The 24,261-nt window shown below is 65.2% G+C and carries 25 protein-coding genes; 12 read left to right on the top strand and 13 right to left on the bottom strand.

Annotated elements, in window-relative coordinates; genetic code table 11:
• Positions 1–46 precede the first annotated feature (46 nt).
• Genes QZ409_RS17905 through QZ409_RS17895 form a run of 3 tightly spaced genes read left to right on the top strand, consistent with a single transcriptional unit; the run spans position 47 to position 2,644 of the window.
• Entirely contained in the window at positions 47–766 is a 720-nt protein-coding gene (locus QZ409_RS17905) for a tetratricopeptide repeat protein (protein WP_296713998.1), read from the top strand.
• Positions 766–2,181, top strand: a complete 1,416-nt coding sequence (gene der / locus QZ409_RS17900) for a ribosome biogenesis GTPase Der (protein WP_296713996.1) — start codon at positions 766–768, stop codon at positions 2,179–2,181. Before QZ409_RS17905 ends, der begins: the two co-directional genes overlap by 1 nt.
• Positions 2,182–2,212: 31 nt before the next feature.
• The gene (locus tag QZ409_RS17895; RefSeq protein ID WP_296713992.1) at positions 2,213–2,644 is read left to right on the top strand and encodes a DUF2867 domain-containing protein; all 432 of its coding nucleotides are present in this window, start codon (positions 2,213–2,215) and stop codon (positions 2,642–2,644) included.
• Positions 2,645–2,674: 30 nt separating this feature from the next.
• Here the strand turns inward: QZ409_RS17895 and QZ409_RS17890 are convergent, their stop codons facing one another.
• The 10 genes from QZ409_RS17890 to rpsF form a co-directional block, all read right to left on the bottom strand.
• Positions 2,675–3,442 (bottom strand): SDR family NAD(P)-dependent oxidoreductase, encoded by a 768-nt coding sequence (locus QZ409_RS17890; RefSeq protein ID WP_296713989.1) that lies wholly within the window; start codon positions 3,440–3,442, stop codon positions 2,675–2,677.
• A 21-nt stretch (positions 3,443–3,463) separates the two neighbouring features.
• A complete protein-coding gene (gene purF, locus QZ409_RS17885; protein WP_296713987.1) occupies positions 3,464–4,963 on the bottom strand; it encodes an amidophosphoribosyltransferase in 1,500 nt (499 codons plus the stop codon).
• Positions 4,964–5,107: 144 nt separating this feature from the next.
• Entirely contained in the window at positions 5,108–5,845 is a 738-nt protein-coding gene (locus tag QZ409_RS17880) for a CvpA family protein (protein ID WP_296713984.1), read from the bottom strand.
• A gap of 143 nt (positions 5,846–5,988) precedes the next feature.
• Positions 5,989–7,440, bottom strand: a complete 1,452-nt coding sequence (radA, locus tag QZ409_RS17875) for a DNA repair protein RadA (protein ID WP_296713981.1) — start codon at positions 7,438–7,440, stop codon at positions 5,989–5,991.
• Positions 7,441–7,516: 76 nt separating this feature from the next.
• Complete coding sequence (gene alr, locus QZ409_RS17870) at positions 7,517–8,707, bottom strand: alanine racemase (RefSeq protein ID WP_296713979.1); 1,191 nt, start codon at positions 8,705–8,707, stop codon at positions 7,517–7,519.
• Positions 8,708–8,716: 9 nt separating this feature from the next.
• Entirely contained in the window at positions 8,717–10,180 is a 1,464-nt protein-coding gene (locus tag QZ409_RS17865; protein WP_296714048.1) for a replicative DNA helicase, read from the bottom strand.
• 320 nt (positions 10,181–10,500) lie between these two features.
• Positions 10,501–11,064, bottom strand: a complete 564-nt coding sequence (rplI, locus tag QZ409_RS17860) for a 50S ribosomal protein L9 (RefSeq protein WP_296713977.1) — start codon at positions 11,062–11,064, stop codon at positions 10,501–10,503.
• Between the two features lie 19 nt (positions 11,065–11,083).
• The gene (locus QZ409_RS17855) at positions 11,084–12,091 is read right to left on the bottom strand and encodes a hypothetical protein (RefSeq protein WP_296713973.1); all 1,008 of its coding nucleotides are present in this window, start codon (positions 12,089–12,091) and stop codon (positions 11,084–11,086) included.
• A 141-nt stretch (positions 12,092–12,232) separates the two neighbouring features.
• Positions 12,233–12,481 carry a 30S ribosomal protein S18 gene (rpsR, locus tag QZ409_RS17850; RefSeq protein ID WP_296713971.1) on the bottom strand — a complete coding sequence of 83 codons (249 nt, stop codon included), beginning with the start codon at positions 12,479–12,481 and terminating at the stop codon, positions 12,233–12,235.
• Positions 12,481–12,918 (bottom strand): 30S ribosomal protein S6, encoded by a 438-nt coding sequence (gene rpsF, locus QZ409_RS17845; protein ID WP_296713969.1) that lies wholly within the window; start codon positions 12,916–12,918, stop codon positions 12,481–12,483. Before rpsF ends, rpsR begins: the two co-directional genes overlap by 1 nt.
• 363 nt (positions 12,919–13,281) lie before the next feature.
• Between rpsF and fabD the strand changes: the two genes are divergently transcribed.
• The 9 genes from fabD to QZ409_RS17800 all read left to right on the top strand — a co-directional run bounded on the left by fabD (position 13,282) and on the right by QZ409_RS17800 (position 21,368).
• A complete protein-coding gene (fabD, locus tag QZ409_RS17840) occupies positions 13,282–14,229 on the top strand; it encodes an ACP S-malonyltransferase (protein ID WP_296713967.1) in 948 nt (315 codons plus the stop codon).
• Positions 14,230–14,249: 20 nt separating this feature from the next.
• A complete protein-coding gene (gene fabG / locus QZ409_RS17835) occupies positions 14,250–14,987 on the top strand; it encodes a 3-oxoacyl-[acyl-carrier-protein] reductase (RefSeq protein ID WP_296713965.1) in 738 nt (245 codons plus the stop codon).
• Positions 14,988–15,202: 215 nt separating this feature from the next.
• Entirely contained in the window at positions 15,203–15,445 is a 243-nt protein-coding gene (locus tag QZ409_RS17830; protein ID WP_283364988.1) for an acyl carrier protein, read from the top strand.
• 157 nt (positions 15,446–15,602) lie between these two features.
• The gene (gene fabF, locus QZ409_RS17825; protein WP_296713961.1) at positions 15,603–16,859 is read left to right on the top strand and encodes a beta-ketoacyl-ACP synthase II; all 1,257 of its coding nucleotides are present in this window, start codon (positions 15,603–15,605) and stop codon (positions 16,857–16,859) included.
• An 86-nt stretch (positions 16,860–16,945) separates the two neighbouring features.
• Positions 16,946–18,850, top strand: a complete 1,905-nt coding sequence (gene mltG / locus QZ409_RS17820) for an endolytic transglycosylase MltG (protein ID WP_296713959.1) — start codon at positions 16,946–16,948, stop codon at positions 18,848–18,850.
• Positions 18,851–18,986: 136 nt separating this feature from the next.
• Positions 18,987–19,871: a YicC/YloC family endoribonuclease gene (locus QZ409_RS17815; protein WP_296713957.1), complete on the top strand. Its 885-nt coding sequence runs from the start codon at positions 18,987–18,989 to the stop codon at positions 19,869–19,871.
• A 5-nt stretch (positions 19,872–19,876) separates the two neighbouring features.
• Entirely contained in the window at positions 19,877–20,536 is a 660-nt protein-coding gene (gmk, locus tag QZ409_RS17810; protein ID WP_296713956.1) for a guanylate kinase, read from the top strand.
• 83 nt (positions 20,537–20,619) lie between these two features.
• Entirely contained in the window at positions 20,620–20,946 is a 327-nt protein-coding gene (locus tag QZ409_RS17805) for a hypothetical protein (RefSeq protein WP_296713954.1), read from the top strand.
• The gene (locus QZ409_RS17800; RefSeq protein WP_296713952.1) at positions 20,943–21,368 is read left to right on the top strand and encodes a hypothetical protein; all 426 of its coding nucleotides are present in this window, start codon (positions 20,943–20,945) and stop codon (positions 21,366–21,368) included. Before QZ409_RS17805 ends, QZ409_RS17800 begins: the two co-directional genes overlap by 4 nt.
• A gap of 3 nt (positions 21,369–21,371) precedes the next feature.
• Here QZ409_RS17800 and rsmA read toward each other — a convergent pair whose 3' ends face one another.
• The 3 genes from rsmA to QZ409_RS17785 are packed head-to-tail and all read right to left on the bottom strand — an operon-like array spanning position 21,372 to position 24,168.
• Positions 21,372–22,235: a 16S rRNA (adenine(1518)-N(6)/adenine(1519)-N(6))-dimethyltransferase RsmA gene (gene rsmA, locus QZ409_RS17795; protein ID WP_296713949.1), complete on the bottom strand. Its 864-nt coding sequence runs from the start codon at positions 22,233–22,235 to the stop codon at positions 21,372–21,374.
• On the bottom strand, positions 22,232–23,239 hold the full coding sequence (gene pdxA / locus QZ409_RS17790) for a 4-hydroxythreonine-4-phosphate dehydrogenase PdxA (RefSeq protein ID WP_296713947.1): 1,008 nt from the start codon (positions 23,237–23,239) through the stop codon (positions 22,232–22,234). Before pdxA ends, rsmA begins: the two co-directional genes overlap by 4 nt.
• Entirely contained in the window at positions 23,236–24,168 is a 933-nt protein-coding gene (locus QZ409_RS17785) for a hypothetical protein (protein WP_296713945.1), read from the bottom strand. Before QZ409_RS17785 ends, pdxA begins: the two co-directional genes overlap by 4 nt.
• Positions 24,169–24,261 lie beyond the last annotated feature (93 nt).

The raw sequence follows: 24,261 nt of genomic DNA, 5'->3' as shown, positions 1-24,261 counted from the left end.
GTGCTAACCGCAAGGCGAAAGGCGAAAGGCGCAAGGGAAAAACGAAATGGCCGATATTTTCCGCGAAGTCGATGAAGACGTCCGCACTGACGTATTGAAACGGCTGTGGTCGCGATATTCCATCGTCGTCTATGGCTTGGCAGCCGCGATCGTAGTCGGAACCGCCATATTTGTCTTCCTGAGCCATCAGCGCCAGACCCGCGCCGAAGCGGCTGGCGCGGCCTATGCGGCGGCGCAGGCGCTCTCCCATGACAACAAGCCCGAAGCCGCGGCCGCCGCCTTCGAGGAAATCGCCAAAAACGCCCCGCAAGGCTACCATACGCTGGCGCAGCTGCGCGCCGCCGAAGAGCGCGCCTTGTCGGACCGCGCTGCGGCCGTCAAGGAGCTGGACGCGCTCGCCGCCGACGTCGCGCTCGACAGTCTGCTTCGGGATGTCGCCCGCCTGCGCGCCGCCCTGTTGCGCGTCGATGAGGCCGGCAAGGCCGAACTGGAGCAGCGTCTGACTCCGCTACTGGACGGCTCCTTCCGCCATACCGCGCGGGAGTTTCTCGGCCTCGCCGCTCTGAAGCGCGGCGATTTCGAAGACGCCGGCAAATGGTTCGACCAGATCGTGGTCGATAGCAAGGCGCCCGAGGGCCTGCGCCAGCAAGTCAACGCCTATCTGTCGCTGGTGCGCGGCGGAGGCAAATTCACGCCGGCAGCCGCCCCGCCGGCGCCCGACAAGCCTGCTTCTGACAAGCCGGCCGACCAGAACCCCAAGAGATAATGACCTTTACCGTCGCCATCATCGGCCGTCCCAATGTCGGCAAGTCCACCTTGTTCAACCGGCTCGTCGGCAAAAAGCTCGCGCTTGTCGACGACCAGCCGGGCGTCACGCGCGACCGACGCGCGGGCGAGGCGAAGCTCGGCGACCTGAATTTCACCATCATCGACACGGCGGGTCTGGAAGAGGGCGGCATCGAGACGCTCACCGGCCGGATGCGCGCCCAGACCGAGGCGGCGATTGAGGACGCGGACGCGATCTTCTTCGTGATGGACGCGCGCGTCGGCGTCACCCCGGAAGACCGGCATTTCGCCGCGCTGGCGCGCCGCGCGGGCAAGCCGCTGATCGTCATCGCCAATAAGGCCGAAGGGCGGGCAGGCGAGGCGGGCGCCTATGACGCCTTCGCGCTCGGCCTGGGCGATCCGGTCGCCCTATCCGCCGAACATGGCGACGGCCTGGCCGAACTCTATGCGTCGCTGCTCACCGCCTTGCCGGAAGCCACGGCGCTGTCGGAAGACGACGAGGACGTGCGCGAAAGGCTGGTTCTCGCCGATGACGAGGACGGCAGCGAGCTCGACCCCACCAAGCCGCTGCGCATCGCCATCGTCGGCCGCCCCAATGCGGGCAAATCCACGCTCATCAACCGCCTGCTCGGCGAAGACCGCCTTCTGGTCGGGCCGGAGGCGGGGGTCACGCGCGATTCCATCGGCGTCGAATATGTCTGGCGCAAAGGCGAGCAGGAGCGCGCGCTCAAGGTGTTCGACACTGCGGGCCTGCGCAGGCGCGCCCGCATCGATGACAAGCTCGAAAAGCTCGCCGCCGCCGACGCCCTGCGCGCCGTGCGCTTCGCCGAAGTCGTCGTCATCTTGCTGGACGCAACCATTCCCTTCGAGAAGCAGGACCTGACCATTACCGACCTCGCCGCGCGCGAGGGCCGGGCGCTCGTTATCGGCGTCAATAAATGGGACCTGATCGAGGACAAGGGCGCGAAACTGGTCGAACTGCGCGAGGAGGCCGAGCGCCTGCTGCCGCAGGTACGCGGCGCGGCGGTGGTTCCGGTTTCGGGCGCGACGGGGCAGGGCGTCGACGCCCTGATTGAAGCGGCGATCAAGGCGCATGAAATCTGGAACCGGCGCATTTCGACAGGTCGGCTCAACCGCTGGCTCGAAGGCGCGATCGACCAGAATCCGCCGCCGGCGGTGGCGGGACGCCGCATCAAGATCCGCTACATGACCCAGCCCAAGGCGAGGCCGCCGCATTTCGTGGTTTTCGGCAACCAGCTCGACGAGCTGCCGGACTCATATCAGCGCTATCTCGTCAATAGCCTGCGCCAGACCTTCGCGCTGCCCGGCACGCCGATCCGCCTCACCTTGAAGCAGGGCGACAATCCCTATGCGGGGAAAAAGCGGCGGCGGTGACTTTTCTGCCCCACCGGCCTATTCTCGTGGAATGCAAGTCGTCAGCAGCGTTCCGCCGCCCGTCGATTGCGACTCCCTGCTGCCGGGCCATGACTTCGCCGACGCCTATGCCGTCTCCATTCCGGTGGGAATAAACGCAGCGGAAGCCACGCGCCGCGCCTTCGCCAACGCCCCGCGCTGGGCGGCCACACTGATGGCTCTGCGCGACAAGCTGGTCGGGCCTTTCGGACTGAAGCCCGCGCCTTCATCAGGTTTTCCTATGATCTCGGAAACGCCCGAACGCGCGGTCATGGGCTTTGACGACCGCCATCTCGATTCTCGTATTGTGGTGACTGTCGCTTGCGGCGTCGCCACGCTGACGACGATCGTGCGCCGCCACAACGCCCTTGGCCGCGCCTATCTCCTGGCGATCATGCCGTTCCATCGACTGATCGCGCGGGCTTTCGCGGCCAATATCGCTTGAGCGGAGCAGCCTCGGGCGCGCGCTTTTTTCTTAAGCCGGCCCCTGGAAGGACAGCACCTTGTCGGTCGGGAAGTCGTAGATCCGGCCGGTCTCGGTCCAGTCCGGCCCGCACAGATCGACCAGCTTCGGCGCGAATTCCTCGGGCGTGCGCAGGGTCGCCGGGTCTTCGCCCGGCATGGCCGAGGCGCGCATTTTCGTGCGCAGCGGGCCGGGATTGACGCTCATCGCCTTGATATTCGAGACATTGACCACATCGGCGGCATAGGAGCGCAGGATCGCGTCGAGCGCGGCTTTTGACACCGCATAAGGCCCCCAAAACGCGCGGTAGTCCGCCCTTTGCGCCGCGCCGGAGGAGATGAGAACGACGCGGCCGGCGTCCGAGGCGCGTAGCAGCGGGTCGAGCGAGCGCAGCAGGCGGTAATTGGCCGTGACATTGACCGCGAAAAGCTTATCCCACTTGTCCGGGTCGCAATGGGAGATCGGCGTCAGCGGGCCGAGCACGCCGGCATTGCCGACGAAGATGTCGAGCTTGCCCCAGCGTTCGTGAATCGCGGCGCCGAGACGGTCGAGCGCCGCGAAATCCGTGACGTCGCAGGGAACGAGAGTGGCCTCGCCGCCGAGCGCCCGGATTTCATCGTCCAGCGCCTCGAGCGCGCCCTGGGTCCGCGCCATGGCGATGACATGGGCGCCGCGCCGCGCGAGTTCGAGCGCGACGGCGCGCCCAACGCCGCGCGAGGCGCCGGTGACGAGGGCTATACGGCCGGCAAGCTTGCCGCCGGGCGAGGAAAGGTCAGACATGAGAGAGGCCTGTTTGGTGGGTCAGCCGGTTTCGGCGAGCAGCGACAATTGCGCGCGAATATCCTTGCCGTTCATGTCGGTCAGCGTCGTCGGATAATCGCCAGTGAAGCAATGGTCGGTGAATTGCGGACGATTCGGGTCGCGGCCGTCGCAGCCCATCGCGCGATAGATGCCGTCCACCGACAGGAAGGCGAGGGAATCCGCGCCGATCCACGCGCGCATCTCTTCCAGAGTGTGGGTCGCGGCCAGCAATTTGTCGCGCTGCGGCGTGTCGATGCCATAATAATCGGGATAAGTGATCGGCGGCGACGAAATGCGGAAATGCACTTCCTTGGCGCCAGCCTCACGCATCATCTGCACGATTTTCACGGAAGTCGTGCCGCGCACGATGGAATCGTCCAGCAACACGATCCGCTTGCCGGCGACCACCGCGCGATTGGCCGAATGTTTCATGCGCACGCCGAGCTCGCGCACCGTTTGCGTCGGCTGGATGAAGGTGCGGCCAACATAATGGTTGCGGATGATGCCAAGCTCGAAGGGAATTCCAGAGGCGCGGGCGTAGCCAATCGCCGCCGGAACGCCGGAATCGGGCACGGGCACGACGACGTCGGCGTCGAGCGGGTTCTCCCGCGCAAGCTGCGCGCCCATTTCCTTGCGCACGTCATAGACCGAGCGGCCGTGGACGATGGAATCGGGGCGGGCGAAATAGATATATTCGAAGATGCAGGGCCGGGCGGGCTGGCGCGGAAAAGGACGGACGCTTTCCAGCCCATCCTCAGAAATAACAACGATTTCGCCATTCTCGACGTCGCGGATGAAATGGGCGCCAATGATGTCGAGCGCGCAGGTTTCCGAAGCCAGAATATAATGGCCATCGAGCTGGCCGAGCACCAGCGGACGGATGCCGAGCGGATCGCGCGCGCCAATCAGCTTCTTGTTGCTCATGGCTACGAAGGCATAGGCGCCTTCGAGTTGGCGCAGCGCCTCGATGAAGCGATCGACGACCGAATGTTTGCGGCTGCGGGCGACGAGATGGAGCACGACTTCGGTATCGGAGGTCGATTGATAGATCGCGCCGGCGCGGATCAGTTCGCGGCGGTGGGTCAGGGCATTGGTGAGATTGCCATTATGCGCGACTGCAAAGCCGCCCGAATCGAGCTCGGCGAACAGCGGCTGGACATTGCGGAGAATGGTTTCGCCGGTCGTCGAATAGCGCACATGGCCGATGGCGCGGTCACCCGGCAGGCGTTCGATTGTCGAGGCCTTGGAGAAGGTGTCGCCGACCATGCCCATGCGGCGCTCGGAATTGAAGCGCCGTCCGTCATAGGACACGATGCCGGCCGCTTCCTGGCCGCGATGCTGGAGCGCGTGGAGGCCGAGCGCGGTGATGGCCGCCGCGTCGGGATGGCCGAAAATGCCGAAAACGCCGCATTCCTCGCGCAAGCGGTCGGCGTCCATGTCGAAATCCGCCGCCATGTCGTCATTGGCGGACAAGCCTCGCCCCGCACCGGATTGATCCATTTTTCTGGCTCCAGTTGCGCGCGAAATCACCAGCGCGCGAGGCGTATCTATCGCCCCATTAGCGAAAGAGTGCTCAATAAACCTCTGTGCGACAAATGGAAAGTCTTTGCCGAAATTTCCAGCGCCGCAGGGCCTTAATCTCGATCAGCGGGTGTTCTTGAGAAGATTGTCGATGGTTTTCTTGTCGTCAGGCGCGGCGGGTGCCGGCGCCGGCCTGCCGGGACGCGCCGGCGGGACCGGAGGCGACGGCGTCGCGGGCACGGCTTTCGGCTCGGAATCGGATTCCGGAGGCGGCGCCTCTTCGCCGGTGGCGGGCAGCTTGGGCTTCTTGAATTTCGCCAGCAGGCCGTCGGGATCGTCGGGGAGAAGCGCGAGCAATTGGTCGCTTGTCGCCTTGAGGAGCGGCAGGCTGCGGGAATTGGCCAGCCATTGATTGCGCAGGGCCGTGCTGGAGCCATTGGCGGCAGTCGTGGGGCTGCCGGCTTCCGGGGCGAGCCAATTGAAGAAGATGAAGGCGATGGCGCAGAGCAGCAGGCCGCGCACCGCGCCGAACAGGAAGCCCAGCGAGCGGTCGAGCGCGCCGATCTTGGAATCGAGAATCGCGTCCGAAATGCGGATGGTGATGAAGGAGACGACAATCAGCGCGACGAAGAAGATCGCGGCGCCGGCGGCATAGGGGCGCAGGGCCTCCTTGCTGATAAAGACCGGCGAGGCGGGGTCGGCGAGTTTGGGGAGCAGAAGCGGATAAAAATAGACCGCCGCCGCCGCCGCCGCGCCCCAGGAGAAAATCGCCATGACTTCGCGGGTGAAGCCTCGCACCGTAGCGAGCAGAGCTGATATGAGGACGACGGCGAGTAGACCCAGGTCAAGATAAGACGGCATTCGGCGCCTCGAACAGCGATGAAATCAGGTGTCGGCGCAGTAGCCGGGAGCGGAAGACAAGGGAGGCGACCTTCCGCCGTCTTTCTTCGCGCAAGCTTATAGCTAATGCGGCCTCTGGCGTCGATAGGCTCAGCGCCAGCAGTTTAAACGGCGGCGCGCGCGGATCTTTGCGATTCTCTTGGCGCTTCTCTCGTCGGCGCCGAGGAGACGCCCCGGCCGAGGGCGGCGATATCGGCGATGGCCTCCCCGATGTGGCGGACCGGGCGCTGGACTATTCCCGCATTCTTGCCGGCGCCCTCGCCCTCCTGCGGTCCCTGTGGCGCGACAGCGCGAGAAAAGCCGAGCTTTGCGGCTTCCTTGAGCCGCAAATTGGCGTGCGGCGATGGGCGGACGGCGCCGGATAAGGCGACCTCGCCGAAAAACACCATGTCTTGCGGCAGCACGGCGCCGGTGAGCGAGGACACGAGCGCGGCGGCTGCGGCGAGGTCGGCGGCGGGCTCCGAAATTTTCACGCCGCCCGCCACGCTGAGATAAATGTCATGCTGCCCGAGCCGAACGCGGCCATGGGTCTCCAGAACGGCGACGAGCATCGAGAGGCGATTCGGGTCCCAGCCGACCACCGCGCGGCGCGGCGTGCCGAGCGCGCTGGGCGCCACCAAAGCCTGGATCTCGACCAGCACGGGCCGGGTCCCCTCCATGCCTGCGAAGACCGCCGCGCCCGGCGCCGAGCCGTCGCGCCCCGCGAGAAAGAGCGCGGAGGGATTGGCGACTTCGGACAGGCCGGCGCCAGTCATTTCGAACACGCCGATCTCGTCAGTTGGCCCGAAACGGTTCTTGACGTTGCGAAGGATGCGGAAATGATGCGAGCCTTCGCCTTCGAAGGAGGCGACCGCGTCGACCATATGCTCCACAACGCGCGGGCCTGCGATCTGGCCGTCCTTGGTCACGTGGCCCACGAGAATCACGCAGGCGCCCGACAGTTTGGCGAAACGGATCAGCGCCTGCGCCGCGCAGCGCACCTGGGTCACGGTGCCGGGCGTCGCCTCGGCGGTTTCGGTCCACATGGTCTGGATCGAATCGATCACCACCAGCGCCGGAAGCCGTCCCGTCGAAAGCGTGGCGATAATGTCCTCGACCGAGGTTTCCGCCGCCAGTTCAACCGGCGCGTCGCTCAGGCCTAGCCGCTCGGCGCGCAAACGCACCTGGGCGGCCGCCTCCTCGCCGGAAATATAGACCACGCGCTCGCCGCGCCGCGCCAGCGCGGCGCAGGCCTGGATCAGCAGGGTGGATTTGCCGATGCCCGGCTCGCCGCCGATCAGCAGGACTGATCCGGGGACGAAGCCGCCGCCGGTGACGCGGTCCAGTTCCGCCATGCCGGAAAGCAGGCGCGGGGCGGGCTTGGCTTCCCCGATCAGGCCTTCCAGCGCAAAGACGCGGCCCTTTTTGGCGTTGCGCGCGGCAAGCGCCCCAATGCCCGCCGAAGGCGCCTCTTCGACCAGCGTGTTCCATTCATTGCAGGCTTCGCATTTGCCCTGCCAGCGTGGGGAAACCGCGCCGCAATTCTGGCAGATGAACGATGTGCGGGCTTTGGCCAAAGCGGAAATCCGAATCTCAAACAAGAACAATTATAGAACATAGCCCTTTCGGCTTGTCCAGTCCAAGCGCGCTTTTTCACGCGGAGGGGTTCGCCTCCTCGCTTGCCGGCGCATCGGTCGGAGTTTCTGGCGGGGGTTCGGCGCCATAAATATATTCGCGCCGGAATCGCGCGCCGAGCCGGGTCAGGATCTCGTAGCCGATGGTGCCCGATTCAGCGGCGAGTCCGTCAATGCTGATATTGGGTCCCAGAATCTCGACCCGGTCGCCGCGCCGCAGCGGACCGGTCTCGCTGACGTCGATGATCGAGAGGTCCATCGAAATCCGCCCGACGATCGGGCAGTAATGCCCTGCCGCGAAGACCTCGGCCGCGATCAACCCTTCGGAGCCGCTGCGCGGAAAGCCATCGGCATAGCCCAGATTTATGGTCGCCAGCCGCCGGCGCGAGGGAGCCGTCCAGCGCGCGTTATAGCCCGCCGTCTCGCCCGCCGCGACATCGCGGACTTGAAGCACGAGCGATGAGAGGCCGACGACGCGGCGCATCGGATTGTCGCTTCCGGGCGTCGGATTGCCGCCATAAAGCGCATAGCCCGGGCGGCACAGGTCGAGAAAGGGCGCGTCTTCGAGAAACAGGCCGGAACTGTTGCACAGCGAGGCTGGCATGGGCGGCAATTGGGCGCAGGCCTGTTCGAAACGCTCAATCTGAAGGCGGTTGGTCGGCGCCGAAATGTCTTCCGCCGAAATGAAATGGCTCATCGCCAGAACCGGCGTGAACGAGTTCGACAGGGCGCGAGCGAGCTTGAGATCGCGCGCGGCGAGGCCGAGCCGGTTCATGCCAGTGTCGATATGCAGCCCCGCCGGGTGGGCGACGCCGTCAGAGGCGCAAAATTCCGCCCATTCGGCGATTTCCGGCAGCGAGCCGAGGATCGGAATCAGTTGCGATTCGACATAGAAACGCGCGGAAGCAGGGGCCAGGCCATTCAGGATGAAGATGCGCGGCTCCGGCGCGCTGTCTCGCAGGACCCGCCGAAGGATCTCGCCCTCGCCGAGATGAGCGACGAAAAAGGTCCGGCAGCCTACATCGAACAGGGCTTGCGCAACCGGCCCGATGCCGAGGCCATAGGCATTGGCCTTGACCACGGCGGCGCATTCGGCGCCCCGGGCGCGGGTGGAAAGGCGGCGCCAGTTCTCCGCCAGAGCGCCGAGATCGACCGTGAGGATGGATTGGCCCATCGCGCGGGTCTCTTCGGAAGCCGCCCCATCCGTCATGAAACGTCCTCACATATGAGCAGGCAGGTGATCGTCCTGCGCCAGATCGCTGAACCGGGTATATTCGCCCTCGAAGGCCAGCTCCACCGTGCCGGTCGGCCCGTGGCGCTGCTTGCCGATGATCACCTCGGCCTTGCCGTGGGCGCGCTCCATTTCGCTCTGCCAGGTCATGAATTCCGGCGTGCCCTCGCGCGGCTGCTTGTTCTTCAAGTAATATTCCTCGCGATAGACGAAAAGCACGACGTCGGCGTCCTGTTCGATCGAGCCGGATTCGCGCAGATCCGACAATTGCGGCCGCTTGTCGTCGCGCGATTCGACCTGACGCGACAATTGCGACAGGGCGATGATCGGCACATTCAATTCTTTTGCCAAGGCCTTCATGCCGGTGGTGATTTCCGTCAGCTCCTGCACGCGGTTGTCGCTGCGCGCGCGCGATCCTGACAGCAATTGCAGGTAATCCACCACCAGCAGATCGAGGCCGCGCTGCCTTTTGAGACGTCGCGCGCGGGCCGTGAGCTGCGCGATGGAAATGCCGCCGGTATGGTCGATATAGAAGGGAATGCTCTGCATTTCCCGCGCGGCGTGGGTTATGCGATGGAATTCGGCCTCGGTGATGTCGCCGCGTCGGATCTTGTAGCCCGGAACCTGGGCCTGCTCGGCGATAATGCGGGTGGCGAGCTGTTCGGACGACATTTCCAGCGAGAAAAAGCCGACAATGCCGCCATTGACCGTGAGATGCGTTCCGTCGGGCTGCGCCTCGCCGCGATAGGCGCGCGCGACATTGAAGGCGATATTGGTCGCCAGCGCGGTCTTGCCCATGCCGGGACGTCCCGCGACGATGATCATGTCGGACGGCTGAAGCCCGCCCATCATCCTGTCGAGGTCGTTCATGCCGGTGGCGACGCCGGAAAGGCCGCCATCGCGCTCCCAGGCCCGGGCCGCCATGTCCACGGCGCTGGTCAGGGCCTCCGAGAAGCGATGAAATCCGCCTTCATAGCGCCCCGTCTCGGCGATGGCGTAGAGCTTGCGCTCGGCCTCCTCAATCTGGGCGCGCGGACTCGCGTCTACGCCAGCGTCGAAGGCGGTGTTGACGACATCCTCGCCGATGGAGATCAGATCGCGCCGCAAGGCGAGGTCGTGGATGGCGTGGCCGTAATCCACCGCATTGATGATGGTGGTCGCTTCCGCCGCCAGCCGCGCCAGATATTGCGGGATGGTCATGCCGCCGAGGTCGATATCGCCCAAAAAGGTCTTCAGCGTGACTGGCGTGGCGAGCTTGCCGGCGCGGATCAGCTGCCCCGCGATTTCATAAATCCGACGGTGCAGCTCCTCGGCGAAATGCTCCGGCTTCAGAAAGTCGGAAACGCGGTCGAAAGCATCGTTATTGACGAGAATCGCGCCCAACAGGGCCTGTTCCGCCTCGATATTGGCGGGAGGCGTGCGAAAATTGGTTTCGGGAGCGGCGACCGTCATCAAAGCGCGGTCGAATTTCTTTTCAAGTGCGGCCATTGCAGCGCCATTCCTCGCGCAACGGGCTGACCGTCGCGCCGAATCATTGTGGATTATCGGATTGATGCGACGGAATACGCAATCGCCGCATTGTTCTGGCACGGCTTCGGACGGAATAAATCAACGAAACGTTAAGCGCCTCGCCTTGTCCACATTGTCCACATGGCCACGGCTAAATTGAGCGCGCGCGCCGAATTGGCTTGACCGCGCCTCTGGCGCCACGCACGAAAAAGCCGGACGGGATTGCGCCCGTCCGGCTTTGTGTTTCAAAGACTTGCTTGAGATCAGAGCTCGACGTCGCCGGCTTCGGCCAGGGCGGCGCCGACTTCCAGGCCCAGGTCGGCCATGGTGGTCTCTTCGCGCACGACGGCCGATTCGCCCTTGGCCTGACGCTCGGCTTCTTCGGCGGAGCGGGCGACATTGACGGTGATCTCGACATCGACTTCCGGATGCAGATGCACCGGGGTCTTGTGCAGGCCCAGCGTCTTGATCGGCGTATGCAGCACGATCTGATGACGCTCGACGGTGAAGCCGCCGGCCGTGGCGGCCTCGGCGACGTCGCGGGTCGAGACCGAACCATAAAGCTGGCCGGATTCGCCGGCCTGGCGCAGGATCACGAAGATCTGGCCGTTCAGCTTCTCGGCGACGGCCTCGGCTTCGCTCTTGCGTTCAAGGTTACGGACTTCGAGCTGCGCGCGCTCGCCTTCGAAATGCTTCTTGTTGGCTTCGGTGGCGCGCAGCGCCTTGCCGCGCGGCAGCAGGAAGTTGCGGGCGTAGCCGTCGCGCACGCGGACGACTTCGCCCATCTGGCCCAGCTTGGCGACACGTTCGAGAAGAATGACTTGCATGATTTGAACTCCAGTTTGATCAGATTTTGACGGTGGTAGAGCGCGCCTTGCGGGCGCGAAGGGAAAAGGCGGAATCGATCACGCCGAACACGGCGAGAACCACGACCGACCAGGGTTCGAGCACCAGGACGGCGGCATAGAGGCCCGAGAGCCAGGCGCCGCGAAAGCGGCTGTCGCGGGTCAGTCCATGAAGAGCGGCGAGGCCATGGAGCGCCAGGCCGAAGCCGGTCGCCGCAGCGACGGCGCCGCTGAGCACGCCGATCAGGCCGCCCTTGAACGCCAGGCCGGCGGCGAGCAGGAACGCCGGCGCGACGAGACGCGGCAGCGCGAGGTTTTCCGGCAACGACGGCCAGGGACGCCGCAGGCGGCCGGAAATTTCGATGGTCTTCGCCGCGAGCCAGAGGTTGACCGACAGAAGCAGCGTCTGCGAGGCGGCGACGCCGGCGGGCGCGCTGATGACCAGAAGGCGCTTGATCTTGTCCGCATCGAAATCCGGCGCCGCCGGGCGCAGGCTTTCAACCAGCTCGTCCAGAGCCGGGCCAAGGCGCTTCAGGATGGCGGTCAGCGTCGCGTCGAAACCGTGATAATGGGCGACCAAAGCGACGACGCCCAATCCGGCGACGCCGATGGCCAGCAGGATGATCGTCGCCAGCAGGGCGCCCGGCGTCATGAAACGAGGCGCGGGCGAGGGGGGATCGCGCGAGGGCAAGGGTGAGGAGCGCAAGGGGGCTTGAAGCAGAGCCGCGAGCAACAACGCCGGTCCCGCAAAGCCAAGGAAATAGCCGAGGCCAAACGGGAGTTGCGCGGCAAATACGAGCAGCGCCGCACCCGCGAGCGCGCCGGCCAAGGCGGCCGGAAATGAAAATCCGGCGGCGGCGATCATCAAGGGCAGCGGAGAAAAATAGGCGAGCGCCATCGCGAGGCTGGAGCCACGCGTCGAAACGACGAAAAGGAGGGCGCTGGCGAGCCCGGCGCCGAAAGCCACGGCGCGGTCGGGCCAATTGGCCGGCGGAAAATTGTCGTTCATTTACCCTGCTGTCCCGGAACCTTGCGCCTGACCTGTTCCAAATGCGGAATCGGGGTCCTGCGAGGGCGGTTAGAGACGGGTCACAGCCCGCCCCAACGAAAGCGGCGCCGCGCGAAAGGCCCGCGCGGCGCGAGTTTCAATTCAGACGATCACGTAAGGCAGCAGGCCGAGGAAGCGGGCGCGCTTGATGGCCTGGGCCAGTTCGCGCTGCTTCTTGGCCGAGACGGCGGTGATGCGCGAGGGCACGATCTTGCCGCGCTCGGAAATGTAGCGCGACAGCAAACGCGTGTCCTTGTAATCGATCTTCGGCGCGTTCGGCCCGGTGAAGGGGCAGGTCTTGCGACGGCGGAAGAAGGGGCGGCGCGCGGGGGCGGCGGCGGCGGTGGTCATCAGAACTGTCCTCCTTCGGCGTTGTCGTCACGGCGCGGGCGCGGCGGGCGGCCGCCGGGGCCGCCACGACCGGGGCGGTCGCCACGATCGCCGCGATCGCCGCGGTCATCGTCATCGCGCTTGCGCAGCATGGCGGACGGGCCGTCTTCGAGGGCGTCGACGCGGATGGTCAGGGAGCGCAGGATGTCTTCGCTGATCGACCACTGACGCTCGGCCTCGGCCAGGGCGGCCGGCGGGGCGTCGAGGTTGATAAGGGTGAAATGCGCCTTGCGGTTCTTCTTGATCCGGTAGGCGAGGGACTTGACGCCCCAATATTCCACCTTGCCGACCGTGCCGCCGAGGCTGGTCACAGTGGCCTTGAACTGCTCGGTCAGGGCTTCCGTCTGCTGGGCGGTAAGATCCTGGCGAGCAAGGAAAACGTGCTCGTAAAGAGCCATGTCATTGCCTTTCTCTATGATTTACGGCGGCTTGAGCCGCCAGTTTCATCCATCCCGGCGCGGAGCCCTTCGAGCCCGGAGAAAGGCTCGACGGAATTGTTTCGCATCTCGCTCTGGCGTAAGCCAAATGCTTGATGAAAAACGTCGAAGGCGGGAACACGGGAAGACGGGCAACCCCAGCCGCAAGCGCGGCCTTCCGTTCAGCCCCCGGCCGAGGGACGAAGCGCGCCTTATAGCGGGATTTTGCCGTCGATCAAGCGAAAAGCGCGCAATTGCGGGGCTTTTGCGCGCTCCGCCTTGACAGGGGCGACAGGCGGCGCCATTGGCGACAGCGATTTGACGTAAAACGAGGCAAGACCGCAAGTGACCGTCGCATTTCTCTTTCCGGGGCAGGGCTCCCAGGCCGTCGGCATGGGCAAGGCGCTTTACGAGGCTTTCGCCGCTTCGCGCGCGGTTTTCGAGGAAGTCGACGAGGCGCTTGGCGAAAAGCTCTCGACCCTGATGTTCGAGGGCGACGCGGCGCAATTGCAGCTGACCGCCAACGCCCAGCCGGCCCTGATGGCCGTGAGTCTCGCCGCCCTGCGCGCGCTTGAGGCTGAGAAAGGCGTAAAGCTGGAACGCGACGCGGTTTATGTCGCCGGCCATTCTCTCGGAGAATATTCCGCGCTCGCCGCCGCCGGCGCGCTGTCCGTCTCCGACGCCGCGCGCCTGTTGCGTCTGCGCGGCCAGGCCATGCAGAAGTCCGTTCCGGTCGGCGAGGGCGCCATGGCGGCCCTGCTCGGCGCGGAGCCGGAGCTGGCCGCGAAAATCGCCGGAGAAGCCACGGCGGCCTCCGGCAGCTTGTGCGAAGTCGCCAATGACAATGGCGGCGGGCAGATCGTGGTTTCCGGGGCGAAGCAGGCGGTCGATCTCGCGATTGAAATCGCCAGGGAAAACGGCATCAAGCGCGCCATGCTGCTGCCTGTGTCCGCTCCGTTCCATTGCGCGCTGATGGCGCCCGCCGCCGAGGCCATGCGCGCGGCGCTCGCGGAGACAACCATCCTGCCGTCGGTGGTGGAGGTGGTCGCCAATGTCACAGCCGCGCCGGTGCGCGATCCGGACGAGATCCGCAAATTGCTGGTCGCGCAGGTTTGCGGGACCGTGCGCTGGCGCGAGTGCATGGGCTATATGCATAAGCAGGGCGTCGATCTGTTCGTTGAAATCGGCGCCGGCAAGGTTCTGGCCGGTCTGGTCAAGCGCACGGCGGAAGGCGCGCGCGCGCTCAATGTCGGCGCGCCGGCAGAGGTCGAGAGTTTTTCCCTGACGATTTGATCTCTTATCCGGAGTTTCTCATGTTTGATCTGAGCAATCGCGTCGCGCTCGTCACCGGCGCCAGCGGCGGCCTCGGCTCCGCGATCGCGCGCTCCCTGCACAAGCAGGGCGCGAAAGTCGTGCTTTCGGGCACGCGCCGCGAGGCGCTGGACGTTCTCGCCGCCGAACTCGGAGAAGGCGCCTTCGTCGCGGTCTGCAACCTTTCCGACAAGGACGCCGTCGAAAAGCTCGTGCCCGAGGCCGAGGCTCTTGCGGGCCCGCTCGACATTCTGGTCAATAACGCGGGCGTCACCCGCGACGGCCTGTTCCTGCGCATGAAGGACGAGGACTGGGAGACGGTGCTGACCGTCAATCTGACGTCGGCGTTTCGTTTGTCACGCGCGGTGCTGAAGGGCATGATGAAGCGCCGCTACGGCCGCATCGTGAACATTACCTCCATCGTCGGCGTCACCGGCAATGGGGGGCAAGCCAATTACGCCGCCTCCAAGGCCGGCCTGATCGGGATGAGCAAATCGCTCGCCGCGGAGGTCGCGTCGCGCAACGTCACGGTCAATTGCGTCGCGCCGGGTTTCATCGCCAGCCCGATGACCGACGTCCTGACCGACAAGCAGAAAGAAGCCATTCTGGCGACGATTCCCTCGGGCCAACTCGGCAAGGGTGAGGATATTGGCGCCGCCTGCGTCTTTCTCGCCAGTTCGGAAGCCGCCTACGTCACCGGCCAAACCCTTCACGTCAACGGCGGAATGGCAATGATTTGAATGGCTTGTGTCTGCGGTTCGTGGGCGGCGGCTTTAGCAGCAAGTGGGCCTCGCAATCGTGACGGAAGTATGTTAGCAAGCCTCGGTTTGTACGTTCCAACGTGTGAAATTTCGCTGCGGGCTGAAATTTTCGCGTCGGCGGATCGGTCACTCCCCAGCGCGCCCAGGCCTGCCTTCAGGCGCGCCGTCAGTTCTATATAACGAGGAAACTAAAGATGAGCGATGTCGCCGAGCGCGTGAAAAAGATTGTGATCGAACACCTCGGCGTGGACGCCGACAAGGTAGTCGACAGCGCCAATTTCATCGACGATCTGGGCGCCGACTCGCTCGACACCGTCGAGCTGGTCATGGCCTTCGAGGAAGAATTCGGCGTGGAAATCCCGGATGACGCCGCCGAGACGATCGTGACGGTCGGCGACGCGGTTAAGTTCCTGGAAAAAGCCACGGCTCAGGGCTGATTTCAGCTCATGAGGACTTGTTCGCGCGCGTTCGGCCTGGCGTCGGGCGCGCGCGTTTGACATTGGGGGCGCCGGCTCCGTCCGGCGGGTTCGTCTGGTTGGTCCGCTCTGGCGCAAGATTGCGTCCGAGCGTCGAATGCAAAGCCCGAGGGAGCTAATGCGCAGGGTCGTCGTTACGGGATTGGGCATGGTTTCGCCGCTTGCGAGCGGCTACGAGGAAACCTGGAAACGTCTGCTGGCCGGCGAAAGCGGCGCCGGGCGAATTGAAGGCTTTGAAGCCTCCGATCTCGCTTGTCAGATCGCGATGCAGGTTCCGCGCAGGGACGCCCCCGACGCCTTCAATCCCGACGACTGGATGGAGCCCAAGGAACAGCGCAAGGTCGATGATTTCATCATCTTCGGCGTTGCGGCCGCCGCGCAGGCGCTCAAGGACGCCAATTGGGCGCCCAAGACCTATCAGGATCAGATCGAAACGGGCGTCCTGATCGGCTCCGGCATCGGCGGACTTGGCGGCATTTACGAGACGACCCTGGTTCTGAACGAGAAAGGCCCGCGCCGCGTGTCGCCGTTCTTCGTTCCGGGGCGCCTCATCAATCTCATTGGCGGGCATGTTTCGATCATGCATGGGCTCAAGGGCCCGAATCACGCCGTCGTCACCGCCTGTTCGACCGGCACCCACGCCATCGGCGACGCGGCGCGGTTGATCGCGCTCGGCGACGCCGAGGTCATGGTCGCCGGCGGCGCGGAATCCGCCTGTAACCGGATCGGAATCGCCGGCTTCGCGGCTTGCAAGGCTCTGGCCACTTCTTTCAACGACAATCCGAAGGCGGCGTCGCGCCCCTATGATCGCGACCGCGACGGCTTCGTGATGGGCGAGGGCGCCGGCTGTGTCGTGCTGGAATCGCTGGAGCACGCCCAGGCGCGCGGCGCGCATATCTATGCCGAAATCATCGGCTATGGCATGTCCGGCGACGCCTATCACATCACCGCGCCCTCCGAAGACGGCGACGGCGCCTTCCGCTGCATGCAGGCGGCGATCAAGCGCGCGGGCGTGACGCCCGCCGAGATCGACTATGTCAACGCCCACGGCACCTCGACCATGGCTGACGGCATCGAACTGCGGGCGGTCGAGCGCGTGGTAGGCGAAGCCGCCAAAACGATCTCGATGTCCTCGACCAAGAGCTCGGTCGGCCATCTGCTTGGCGCCGCGGGCGCGGTGGAGGCGATCTTCTCGATCCTCGCCATCCGCGACCAGATCGCTCCGGCGACGATCAACCTCGACAATCCGGCCTTCGAAACGGCGATCGATCTCGTGCCGCACAAGCCGCGTCCGCGTGAAATCAACGTCGTCCTGTCCAATTCCTTCGGTTTCGGTGGCACCAACGCCTCGCTCATCATGAGGCGTTACGCCTGATCGATCCTCAATTCGCCATAAATTAAGGCAAACTGTGGAATGATCTTTCGCCGCGCAAGCGGATCAGAGCAAGGCGCGCCAAAGGCATGAGCGAAAAACCGCGGGACACCGAACCGGGTGGCCAGGAATCTGGAAGCCACGATGGGGGCGGCCATGATTCGGGCGTCCAAGATCATGCGTCCCAGGATCATGCCGTCCAGCACACGCCTGAAAGCGCTCCGGCGGAACGGTCGGGCGCCAGCCTGTTTGGTCGTCGCGGGGCGCTGAGCCCCGCCGAGGCCCTGCATCCCCAAGACGCGCCGCCGCCGCCGCCCCCAGAAAAAAAGCGCAAGCCTTCGCGCCTCGGCGCCGCTTCCGGCTTCCTGACTTTTCTGCTTGCCGCTGCGCTTCTTGCCGGCGTCGGAGCCGTTTTCGCGGACCGCGCCGTGCGCGCGCCCGGGCCGCTGACCGCCGACAAGGTCGTCTACATCCAGCAAGGCTCGGATGCCGATCAGATCATTGAGCAATTGCAGACCCAGGGGGTTATCGACAGCCCGTTCCTGTTCACTCTCACCCTGTTCGTCGAAGGAGCCCGCTCCAAGCTCAAGGCGGGCGAATATCTGTTCAAGCAAAACGCCTCGCTGCAGGAAGTGATCGACACCATCGTGTCCGGCAAGGCGATCCTGCATTCGCTCACCATTCCCGAGGGTCTGACCAGCCAGCAGATCGTTGAGCGACTCCGCGAAAGCGATTTTTTGGCCGGCGATATCCGCGATATTCCGCGCGAAGGCGCGCTCCTGCCGGAAACATATAAGTTCCAGCGCGGCAACAGTCGCGACAAGCTTCTTCAGCAAATGGTGCACGACCAGAAGGCGCTGCTCGACGAGATCTGGCGCCGCCGCGCATCGGACCTGCCGCTGTCCTCGCCCTATGAATTGGTAACGCTTGCCTCGATCGTGGAAAAGGAGACCGGCAAGGCGGACGAGCGTCCGCGCGTCGCCGCCGTTTTCATCAATCGCTTGCGCAAACATATGCGGCTGCAATCGGACCCCACCATCGTCTATGGCCTGGTCGGCGGGCAGGGGCCGCTGGGCCGGCCGCTGACGCGCACGGACATTGACACCGCCAGCGCCTATAACACCTATGTCATCGATGGGTTGCCGCCTGGCCCGATCGCCAATCCCGGCCGCGCCGCGATGGAGGCCGTCGCCAATCCGTCGCGCACGCAGGATCTGTATTTCGTCGCGGATGGGACCGGCGGCCACGTCTTTTCCGATTCGCTCGATTCCCATAACCGCAATGTACAGCGCTGGCGCCAGATCGAGCAGAACAGCAAAGTCAAGGCTCCGGGAGCCCCGGCCGGTCCGGCTCCAGGCGCCCCTGCGACCGCGACTCAGGCTCCTGCAGCTCAGCCGCCGGCGGCGGTCGCTCCGGCCGCCCCGGCGCCTCGCCGCGACAAGGGGGCCGAGCGCGCAAGGCCCTCGCAATATGGCCTCGCGCCGAATGCGCCTGAATTTGACGCTCGTCGCGTCGGCCGGACGCCTTTGCCGCCGCGGCTGGCGCATGACCCGGCCCTGATCGCACGCGTCTCGCCCGTACTTCCCGGCGCGCCCGCAGGTCCGGTTCGCCTTGCCGACTATGTCCCGGCTCAGGGCCTCGCAACGCCGGCGCAATATGCCGGCGCGCTCGGCGACGTCCAGCTCGGCGGCATCACGCGGGCCGAAAATGATCTCGACGGGCCCGCCGCCGAGGTTCAGACGCCGAGGGCGCCGGACGCGCGCGGGCGCGTCGTCGCCGCCGCCGATCTCGACGGCCCGGCGGCGCCGGTGGAAAGCAGCGCCCTCGGCTATGCCGGAGGCATCGTCAATCCCGCCCCCAATGGCAAGCCGCGCATTTACGACGCCGTGGAAGGCACGGCGCTCGATCCGCTTCTGGATAAGGCCTGGGATCTCAACAGCCCCAAATCGGTCGATGCGCCGCCCGCGAAAACCAGCGCCAAGGCTGGAAAATAAGCCGGAAAACAGGCGCCAGCCGATCAGGCCCGGCCGCATAGATTTGCTGAGTTTTGCTTGACGAATCCTGCTATAGGCGATTGAGGTGCGATGGCTGGATCAGGCCATGCCCAATTGACGCCGGACAGGATTTTGAATGACGGTTTCCAGCATGACGGGTTTCGCGAGGGAGTCCGGCTTTTCCGCTCCCTATCGCTGGAACTGGGAGATCAAGACGGTCAATTCGAAGGCGCTCGATCTACGGCTGCGCCTGCCGCCGGGCTTCGACGATCTCGACAAGCCCATACGAACGGCCATTTCCGGGGCGCTGGCGCGCGGAGCCTGCTACGCCAATCTCAGCGTGACGCGCGAATCTCCCTCGCTCTCGGCGCGGGTCAATCGCGACCTGCTCGTCCATCTGATGGACTCGCTCGCTGACATCAAACGTCCGAATCATATCGGCCCCCTGACGCTCGATGGGCTCCTCGCCGTGCGCGGCGTGATCGAAACCGTCGAGACGGAAGAGGACGAGGCTGCTCAAGCGGCGGCGCAGGCGGAAATTCTCGCCGGCCTTGGACGGGCGCTCAAGCAGCTCTGCGCCATGCGGGCGGGCGAGGGCGCCGCTCTGGCGGCCCTTCTCAATCAAAGACTCAACCGGATCGGCGATCTCACAAAGGCCGCCGATCTTTGCCCCGGCCGCCATCCGTCGGCGGTGCGCGAAAGGCTGCGCGCGGCCGTCGCCCTGATCGCCGAAACGGGCCGCCTCGACGACGCCCGGCTGCATCAGGAGGCGGTTCTGATGGCAGCCAAGGCCGATATCCGCGAAGAACTGGACCGGCTGGTCTCGCATGTCTTCGCCGCGCGCAAGCTGCTGGCGGAAGGGGGCGCCGTCGGGCGCCGGCTGGATTTCCTGGCGCAAGAGTTCGGGCGCGAGACCAACACGCTCTGCGCCAAGTCCAATGATGCGGCTTTGACGGCGATCGGCCTTGATTTGAAGGTCGAAGTGGAGCAATTGCGCGAGCAGGCGCAAAATATCGAGTGATCTGAATGGAAATGGAAGCTACGGCGCTTCCCGGCGGCCGCCGGGGGCTGATGCTGATTCTCTCCTCGCCTTCTGGCGCGGGCAAGACCACGCTCACGCGCATGCTGCTGCAGAAGCAGGAGCTCGACTTCAGGCTTTCGATCTCCCTGACGACCCGCAAGCGCCGCTCCAGCGAGGCGGACGGCATCCACTATCATTTCATCGACCAGGAGGAATTCGCGCGCCGCCGCGACGCCGGCGAATTGCTCGAACATGCCGAGGTCCACGGCAATTTCTACGGCACGCCGCGCGGCCAGGTCGAGGCGACCCTGTCGCAGGGCCGGGACGTATTGTTCGACATTGATTATCAAGGCGCCCGGCAGGTGCGGGAGAAAATGCCGCGCGACGTCGTCACCATTTTCGTTCTGCCGCCGTCGATGCGCGAATTGCGGGCGCGACTCGAACGCCGCGCCGAGGACAGCCAGGACACAATCGCCCACAGGCTCGAAAACGCGCGGCACGAGATCGGACGCTGGGCCGACTATGATTACGTCCTGATCAATGACGACATCCAGAAAACCTTTGACGATCTGCTGGCCATCGTGCGCGCCGAACGGCTGCGCAGGCCACGCGTGGCGAAAGCCGTCGACGATTTCGTCGCCACGCTGCTGGCCGAAGACGTCTGACCATTTCGGCTCCGGCCACGGTTCTGCTAGACTTGAGGTCAATGGCGAGGTCGAAAGCCTTGCACACGCCCCCGGAGGCCGGCATGAGCTACAAGCGTGAACCCGAAATCCCGGATGACTCGAAGCCAGCCCCCGTCGCGGAAGCCCTTCGCGCCGTTCAGACGGCGATGGAAGATCTCGCCGCGCTTCTTGGCGTCGATTCCGCCGCCACCCTCGATGCGTTGAAACAGGCGCGCCATGCCGCCGCGAAAAACTTCGCCGGCGTCGCCGACGACGCGCGGGATCTCGGCCTCGCCAAGCTCGAAGACCTCAGCGCGGCGGTGCGCCGCAATCCGCTGGCATGGCTCGTGGGGGCCGTCGGCGTGGGCCTGATCCTCGGGCTCTGGCGGAAAGGGGATCGACGCTCATGAGCGGAATATTCGCGGCCATGGGCGTGGAGACCGCCGTTCTTTCCCGCCGTTTTCGGGTCTTCGCGCTCGCCGCGCTCATCGGCGCGGCGCTCGTCGTGCTGACCGTGGCCTTTCTGGCCTTCGCGGCCTATTTGGCCTTGCTCAGCCAAATCGCGCCCTGGCAGGCGGCGCTCGCGGTCGCTGGAGGAGCGCTGGTCGTCGGCGCGATCCTTCTCCTTGTCGCCGTCAAGGCGTTGACGCGCGCGACGGAGCAGATCGAGGTCGCCGTGAAGACCAATACGCTGGTCCGGGCGGCGCCCATCGCGGCGCGCCTCGCAACCGGCAATCCGCGCCTTGTCATGGGCCTTGCGGCGGCTGCGGCGGCGGTTCTTGCGCTGCTCCGCGCCCTGAGCGCGAAACCGAAGGCCGAAGGCGAAACTTGAGGCCTAGCCGCGTCGCGCCGCATAGGCGCGGGCGAGGGCGCAGAAGCCCGCCACCTCGATCTCCTCGGCCCTGCGGGTCGGCTCGATCGCGGCCTCTTCCAGCAAGGGCGCCGGATCGCCGATTCCCGGCAAGCTTTTCAGCGACTGGCGCAACATCTTTCGTCTTTGCCCGAAGGCGGCGAGCGTGACCATTTCCAGCGCCTTGGCGTCGCAGGGGATCGGTTCGGCACGCGGGCGCAATTCGACGACGCTTGAAACGATCTTGGGCGGCGGCGTGAAGGCCGAGGGCGGCACGTCGAACAGGATGCGCGACGCGCTGCGCCAGCCGGCAAGCACGCCAAGCCGGCCATAGTCGGCCCGCTCGCGCGGCGTCGCCACGATGCGCTCGGCGACCTCGCGCTGGAACATCAGCACCATGCGCTCGTAAAAGGGCGGCCAGGGCTCGGCGGAAAGCCAGCCCGCCAGCAATTGCGTGCCGATATTATAGGGCAGGTTTGCGCAGATCCGGATCTTGCCGGCAATGCCACGTTGGGCGAGAAAGGCTGGATAGTCGAGCGCCAGCGCGTCGCCCGGAACAATCTCGAGACGGCCGGGGTAGGCTCCTGCGATCTCCTCCAGCGCGGCGAGACAGCGTTCGTCGCGCTCCACCGCGATGACCTTTTTAGCGCCATTGGCGAGCAACGCGCGGGTCAGGCCGCCGGGCCCCGGTCCGATCTCGAGCACGGTCGCCCCTTCCAGCGGTCCGGCGGCTCGGGCGATCTTGCCGGTGAGATTGAGATCGAACAGGAAGTTCTGGCCGAGCGATTTCTTCGCCGCGAGGCCATGCTTGGCGACGACCTCGCGCAGGGGCGGCAGGGAATCGCTCATGCGCGCGCCCGCGCCATGCGGCCCGCAAGCGCCACCGCCTCCGCGAGGCTGGTCGGCCGCGCCGCGCCGGTCCCCGCGATATCGAAGGCTGTGCCGTGATCGGGCGAGGTGCGGATGAAGGGCAGGCCCAGGGTCACGTTGACGCCGCTGTCGAAGGCTAGCGTTTTCAGAGGGATGAGCGCCTGATCGTGATAGGCGCAGATGGCGACGTCATAGGTGGCGCGCGCGGCGGCGTGAAACATCGTATCGGCGGGCAGCGGTCCGCGAACGTCGTGGCCCTGCGCCGCGAGGCGCGCAACGGCGGGCGCGATGATTTCAATGTCTTCGCGGCCAATGGCGCCATCCTCGCCGGCGTGCGGATTGAGGCCGGCAAAAACCAGCCGGGGCCGCGCAATGCCGAAATCGCGCTTGCAGGCTTCGATCACGATCGCGCCGATCTCGACGAGCTCCTCCGTCTTGAGCAGGTTGGGAACGCGCGCCAGCGGGACATGAATGGTGGCCGGAACGACCACGAGATCGCGCGACCACAGCATCATGACCGGGCGGCAGGGGACGCCCCAATGCTCACGCGCCAGTTCGCCGAGATATTCGGTGTGGCCAGGATGCGCGAAGCCTGCGCGATACAGCACAGATTTGGCGATGGGATTGGTGACGATGGCGCTGGCGCGGCCGTCGCGGACCAAAGCGACCGCGCGCGAGATCGCCTCGATGACGGCAGGCGCGTCGGACGGGTCGGGCTGGCCCGGCGAGCCCTTGACCGGAGCCTTGAGCGGCGCGACCGGCAGCGCCGAGGTAAAAACCGAATGAGCCTGCTCGGGCGTCGCTTCGGCGATTTCAATCGCCAACCCAAGCAGTTCCGCGCGGCGGCGAAGCAAGTCCGGATCCGCGAGAACGAAGAAGGGCTCGCCGCTTTCCCGCCTTTGGCGATAGAGCGCCAAAGTGATGTCCGGCCCGATTCCGGAAGGGTCGCCCTGGGTCAGGCAAAGCGGCGGAAGCGCGCTCATTGCCCTTTCTTGACGATCACCGCATGGGAGCGCAACTCTTCATAGATCTTTTGCGCTTGACCCTCGACGATGCGCTGCAACAGCTTTTGCTGGGCGACTTCTTTCGCGGCGTCGGCGCCAGCCGCCTTGCGCGCGCAGATGGCGATCGCAACCAGACCTGTCGAATCGCGGCTTGGAGGGGTCAGGTGGCCGACAGGCGTCTTGTCGAGAAGGGCGACCAATTGCTCGCCAAGCTGAGATGAGCTTCGCGTGATGGGCTCGCGGACGACGAACTGACCGCTTTCCGTCGCGGCTTTCACGCCCGTATCGCAACTCGTGAAGCGGGCGCGCAGGCCTTCCATCTTCTTTGCGGCGTCCTGCAAAGCAGCCTCGCTTGCTGTCGTCGACAGGATCAGAACCACCTGGCGCAGTGTGAAGGACTGCTCATTGGCGAGTTTTTTATCGCGCCCGACCTCGGCGTCGACGTCCTGCTGGCTGACCTCAACGGCGCGATTGCGCGCCCGGGCGTAAAGGGTGAACGCCTGCTGAATCGCGAAAAAATTCTCGACATGTTTCGGGTCGATATGGGCCGCCGAAACCCGCTGCGACAGGGCGGCGACCGTCATATGGCCCTTTTCGGCGTAATAATTGAGAGTCGGCCCGAATTCGTTCGGCGAGACCTTGATGCCATATTTGTTGATCTCGCTCGCCTTGACACGGGATTCGATGAGGCTTTCGAGTGCGGCAGAGGGTGACGACGGCTGGCCGATCGCGCGGAGCAGCTTTTCGCGCTCGGAGATGTCAAGCGAGGTGATGGGATCGCCGTTGACGCTGGCGACGATCGTCTGGGCGCGGACGGCCTGCGCCGGACAGATCGCCAAAATGGCCAGCAAGGCCAAAGCGAATGCGCGCCAATTTTCGGCCCAGAACCGGTTATCCCTTTTTTTCATTCCTGCGATCCGTTTCAGCCAGTTTGCGTCGACGCCTCGCGCAGAGCCCAACAAGGCTACCGCGCGCGCCACGAGAATTGCGCCTCCTCCCAT

This window comes from Rhodoblastus sp. (assembly GCF_019449565.1).
Taxonomy (GTDB): Bacteria; Pseudomonadota; Alphaproteobacteria; order Rhizobiales; family Beijerinckiaceae; genus Rhodoblastus.
The sequence above is the reverse complement of the archived record's forward strand: the minus strand, read 5'-3'. Positions and strand labels throughout refer to the sequence as shown.

What these genes read in the sequence shown, in the direction of transcription:
- QZ409_RS17905 (WP_296713998.1), top strand. Translation starts at nt 47, where the DNA reads ATGGCCGATATTTTCCGCGAAGTCGATGAAGACGTCCGCACTGACGTA.
- der (WP_296713996.1), top strand. Translation starts at nt 766, where the DNA reads ATGACCTTTACCGTCGCCATCATCGGCCGTCCCAATGTCGGCAAGTCC.
- QZ409_RS17895 (WP_296713992.1), top strand. Translation starts at nt 2,213, where the DNA reads ATGCAAGTCGTCAGCAGCGTTCCGCCGCCCGTCGATTGCGACTCCCTG.
- QZ409_RS17890 (WP_296713989.1), bottom strand. Translation starts at nt 3,442, where the DNA reads ATGTCTGACCTTTCCTCGCCCGGCGGCAAGCTTGCCGGCCGTATAGCC.
- purF (WP_296713987.1), bottom strand. Translation starts at nt 4,963, where the DNA reads ATGGATCAATCCGGTGCGGGGCGAGGCTTGTCCGCCAATGACGACATG.
- QZ409_RS17880 (WP_296713984.1), bottom strand. Translation starts at nt 5,845, where the DNA reads ATGCCGTCTTATCTTGACCTGGGTCTACTCGCCGTCGTCCTCATATCA.
- alr (WP_296713979.1), bottom strand. Translation starts at nt 8,707, where the DNA reads ATGACGGATGGGGCGGCTTCCGAAGAGACCCGCGCGATGGGCCAATCC.
- QZ409_RS17865 (WP_296714048.1), bottom strand. Translation starts at nt 10,180, where the DNA reads ATGACGGTCGCCGCTCCCGAAACCAATTTTCGCACGCCTCCCGCCAAT.
- rplI (WP_296713977.1), bottom strand. Translation starts at nt 11,064, where the DNA reads ATGCAAGTCATTCTTCTCGAACGTGTCGCCAAGCTGGGCCAGATGGGC.
- QZ409_RS17855 (WP_296713973.1), bottom strand. Translation starts at nt 12,091, where the DNA reads ATGAACGACAATTTTCCGCCGGCCAATTGGCCCGACCGCGCCGTGGCT.
- rpsR (WP_296713971.1), bottom strand. Translation starts at nt 12,481, where the DNA reads ATGACCACCGCCGCCGCCGCCCCCGCGCGCCGCCCCTTCTTCCGCCGT.
- rpsF (WP_296713969.1), bottom strand. Translation starts at nt 12,918, where the DNA reads ATGGCTCTTTACGAGCACGTTTTCCTTGCTCGCCAGGATCTTACCGCC.
- fabG (WP_296713965.1), top strand. Translation starts at nt 14,250, where the DNA reads ATGTTTGATCTGAGCAATCGCGTCGCGCTCGTCACCGGCGCCAGCGGC.
- QZ409_RS17830 (WP_283364988.1), top strand. Translation starts at nt 15,203, where the DNA reads ATGAGCGATGTCGCCGAGCGCGTGAAAAAGATTGTGATCGAACACCTC.
- fabF (WP_296713961.1), top strand. Translation starts at nt 15,603, where the DNA reads ATGCGCAGGGTCGTCGTTACGGGATTGGGCATGGTTTCGCCGCTTGCG.
- mltG (WP_296713959.1), top strand. Translation starts at nt 16,946, where the DNA reads ATGAGCGAAAAACCGCGGGACACCGAACCGGGTGGCCAGGAATCTGGA.
- QZ409_RS17815 (WP_296713957.1), top strand. Translation starts at nt 18,987, where the DNA reads ATGACGGTTTCCAGCATGACGGGTTTCGCGAGGGAGTCCGGCTTTTCC.
- gmk (WP_296713956.1), top strand. Translation starts at nt 19,877, where the DNA reads ATGGAAATGGAAGCTACGGCGCTTCCCGGCGGCCGCCGGGGGCTGATG.
- QZ409_RS17805 (WP_296713954.1), top strand. Translation starts at nt 20,620, where the DNA reads ATGAGCTACAAGCGTGAACCCGAAATCCCGGATGACTCGAAGCCAGCC.
- QZ409_RS17800 (WP_296713952.1), top strand. Translation starts at nt 20,943, where the DNA reads ATGAGCGGAATATTCGCGGCCATGGGCGTGGAGACCGCCGTTCTTTCC.
- rsmA (WP_296713949.1), bottom strand. Translation starts at nt 22,235, where the DNA reads ATGAGCGATTCCCTGCCGCCCCTGCGCGAGGTCGTCGCCAAGCATGGC.
- pdxA (WP_296713947.1), bottom strand. Translation starts at nt 23,239, where the DNA reads ATGAGCGCGCTTCCGCCGCTTTGCCTGACCCAGGGCGACCCTTCCGGA.
- QZ409_RS17785 (WP_296713945.1), bottom strand. Translation starts at nt 24,168, where the DNA reads ATGAAAAAAAGGGATAACCGGTTCTGGGCCGAAAATTGGCGCGCATTC.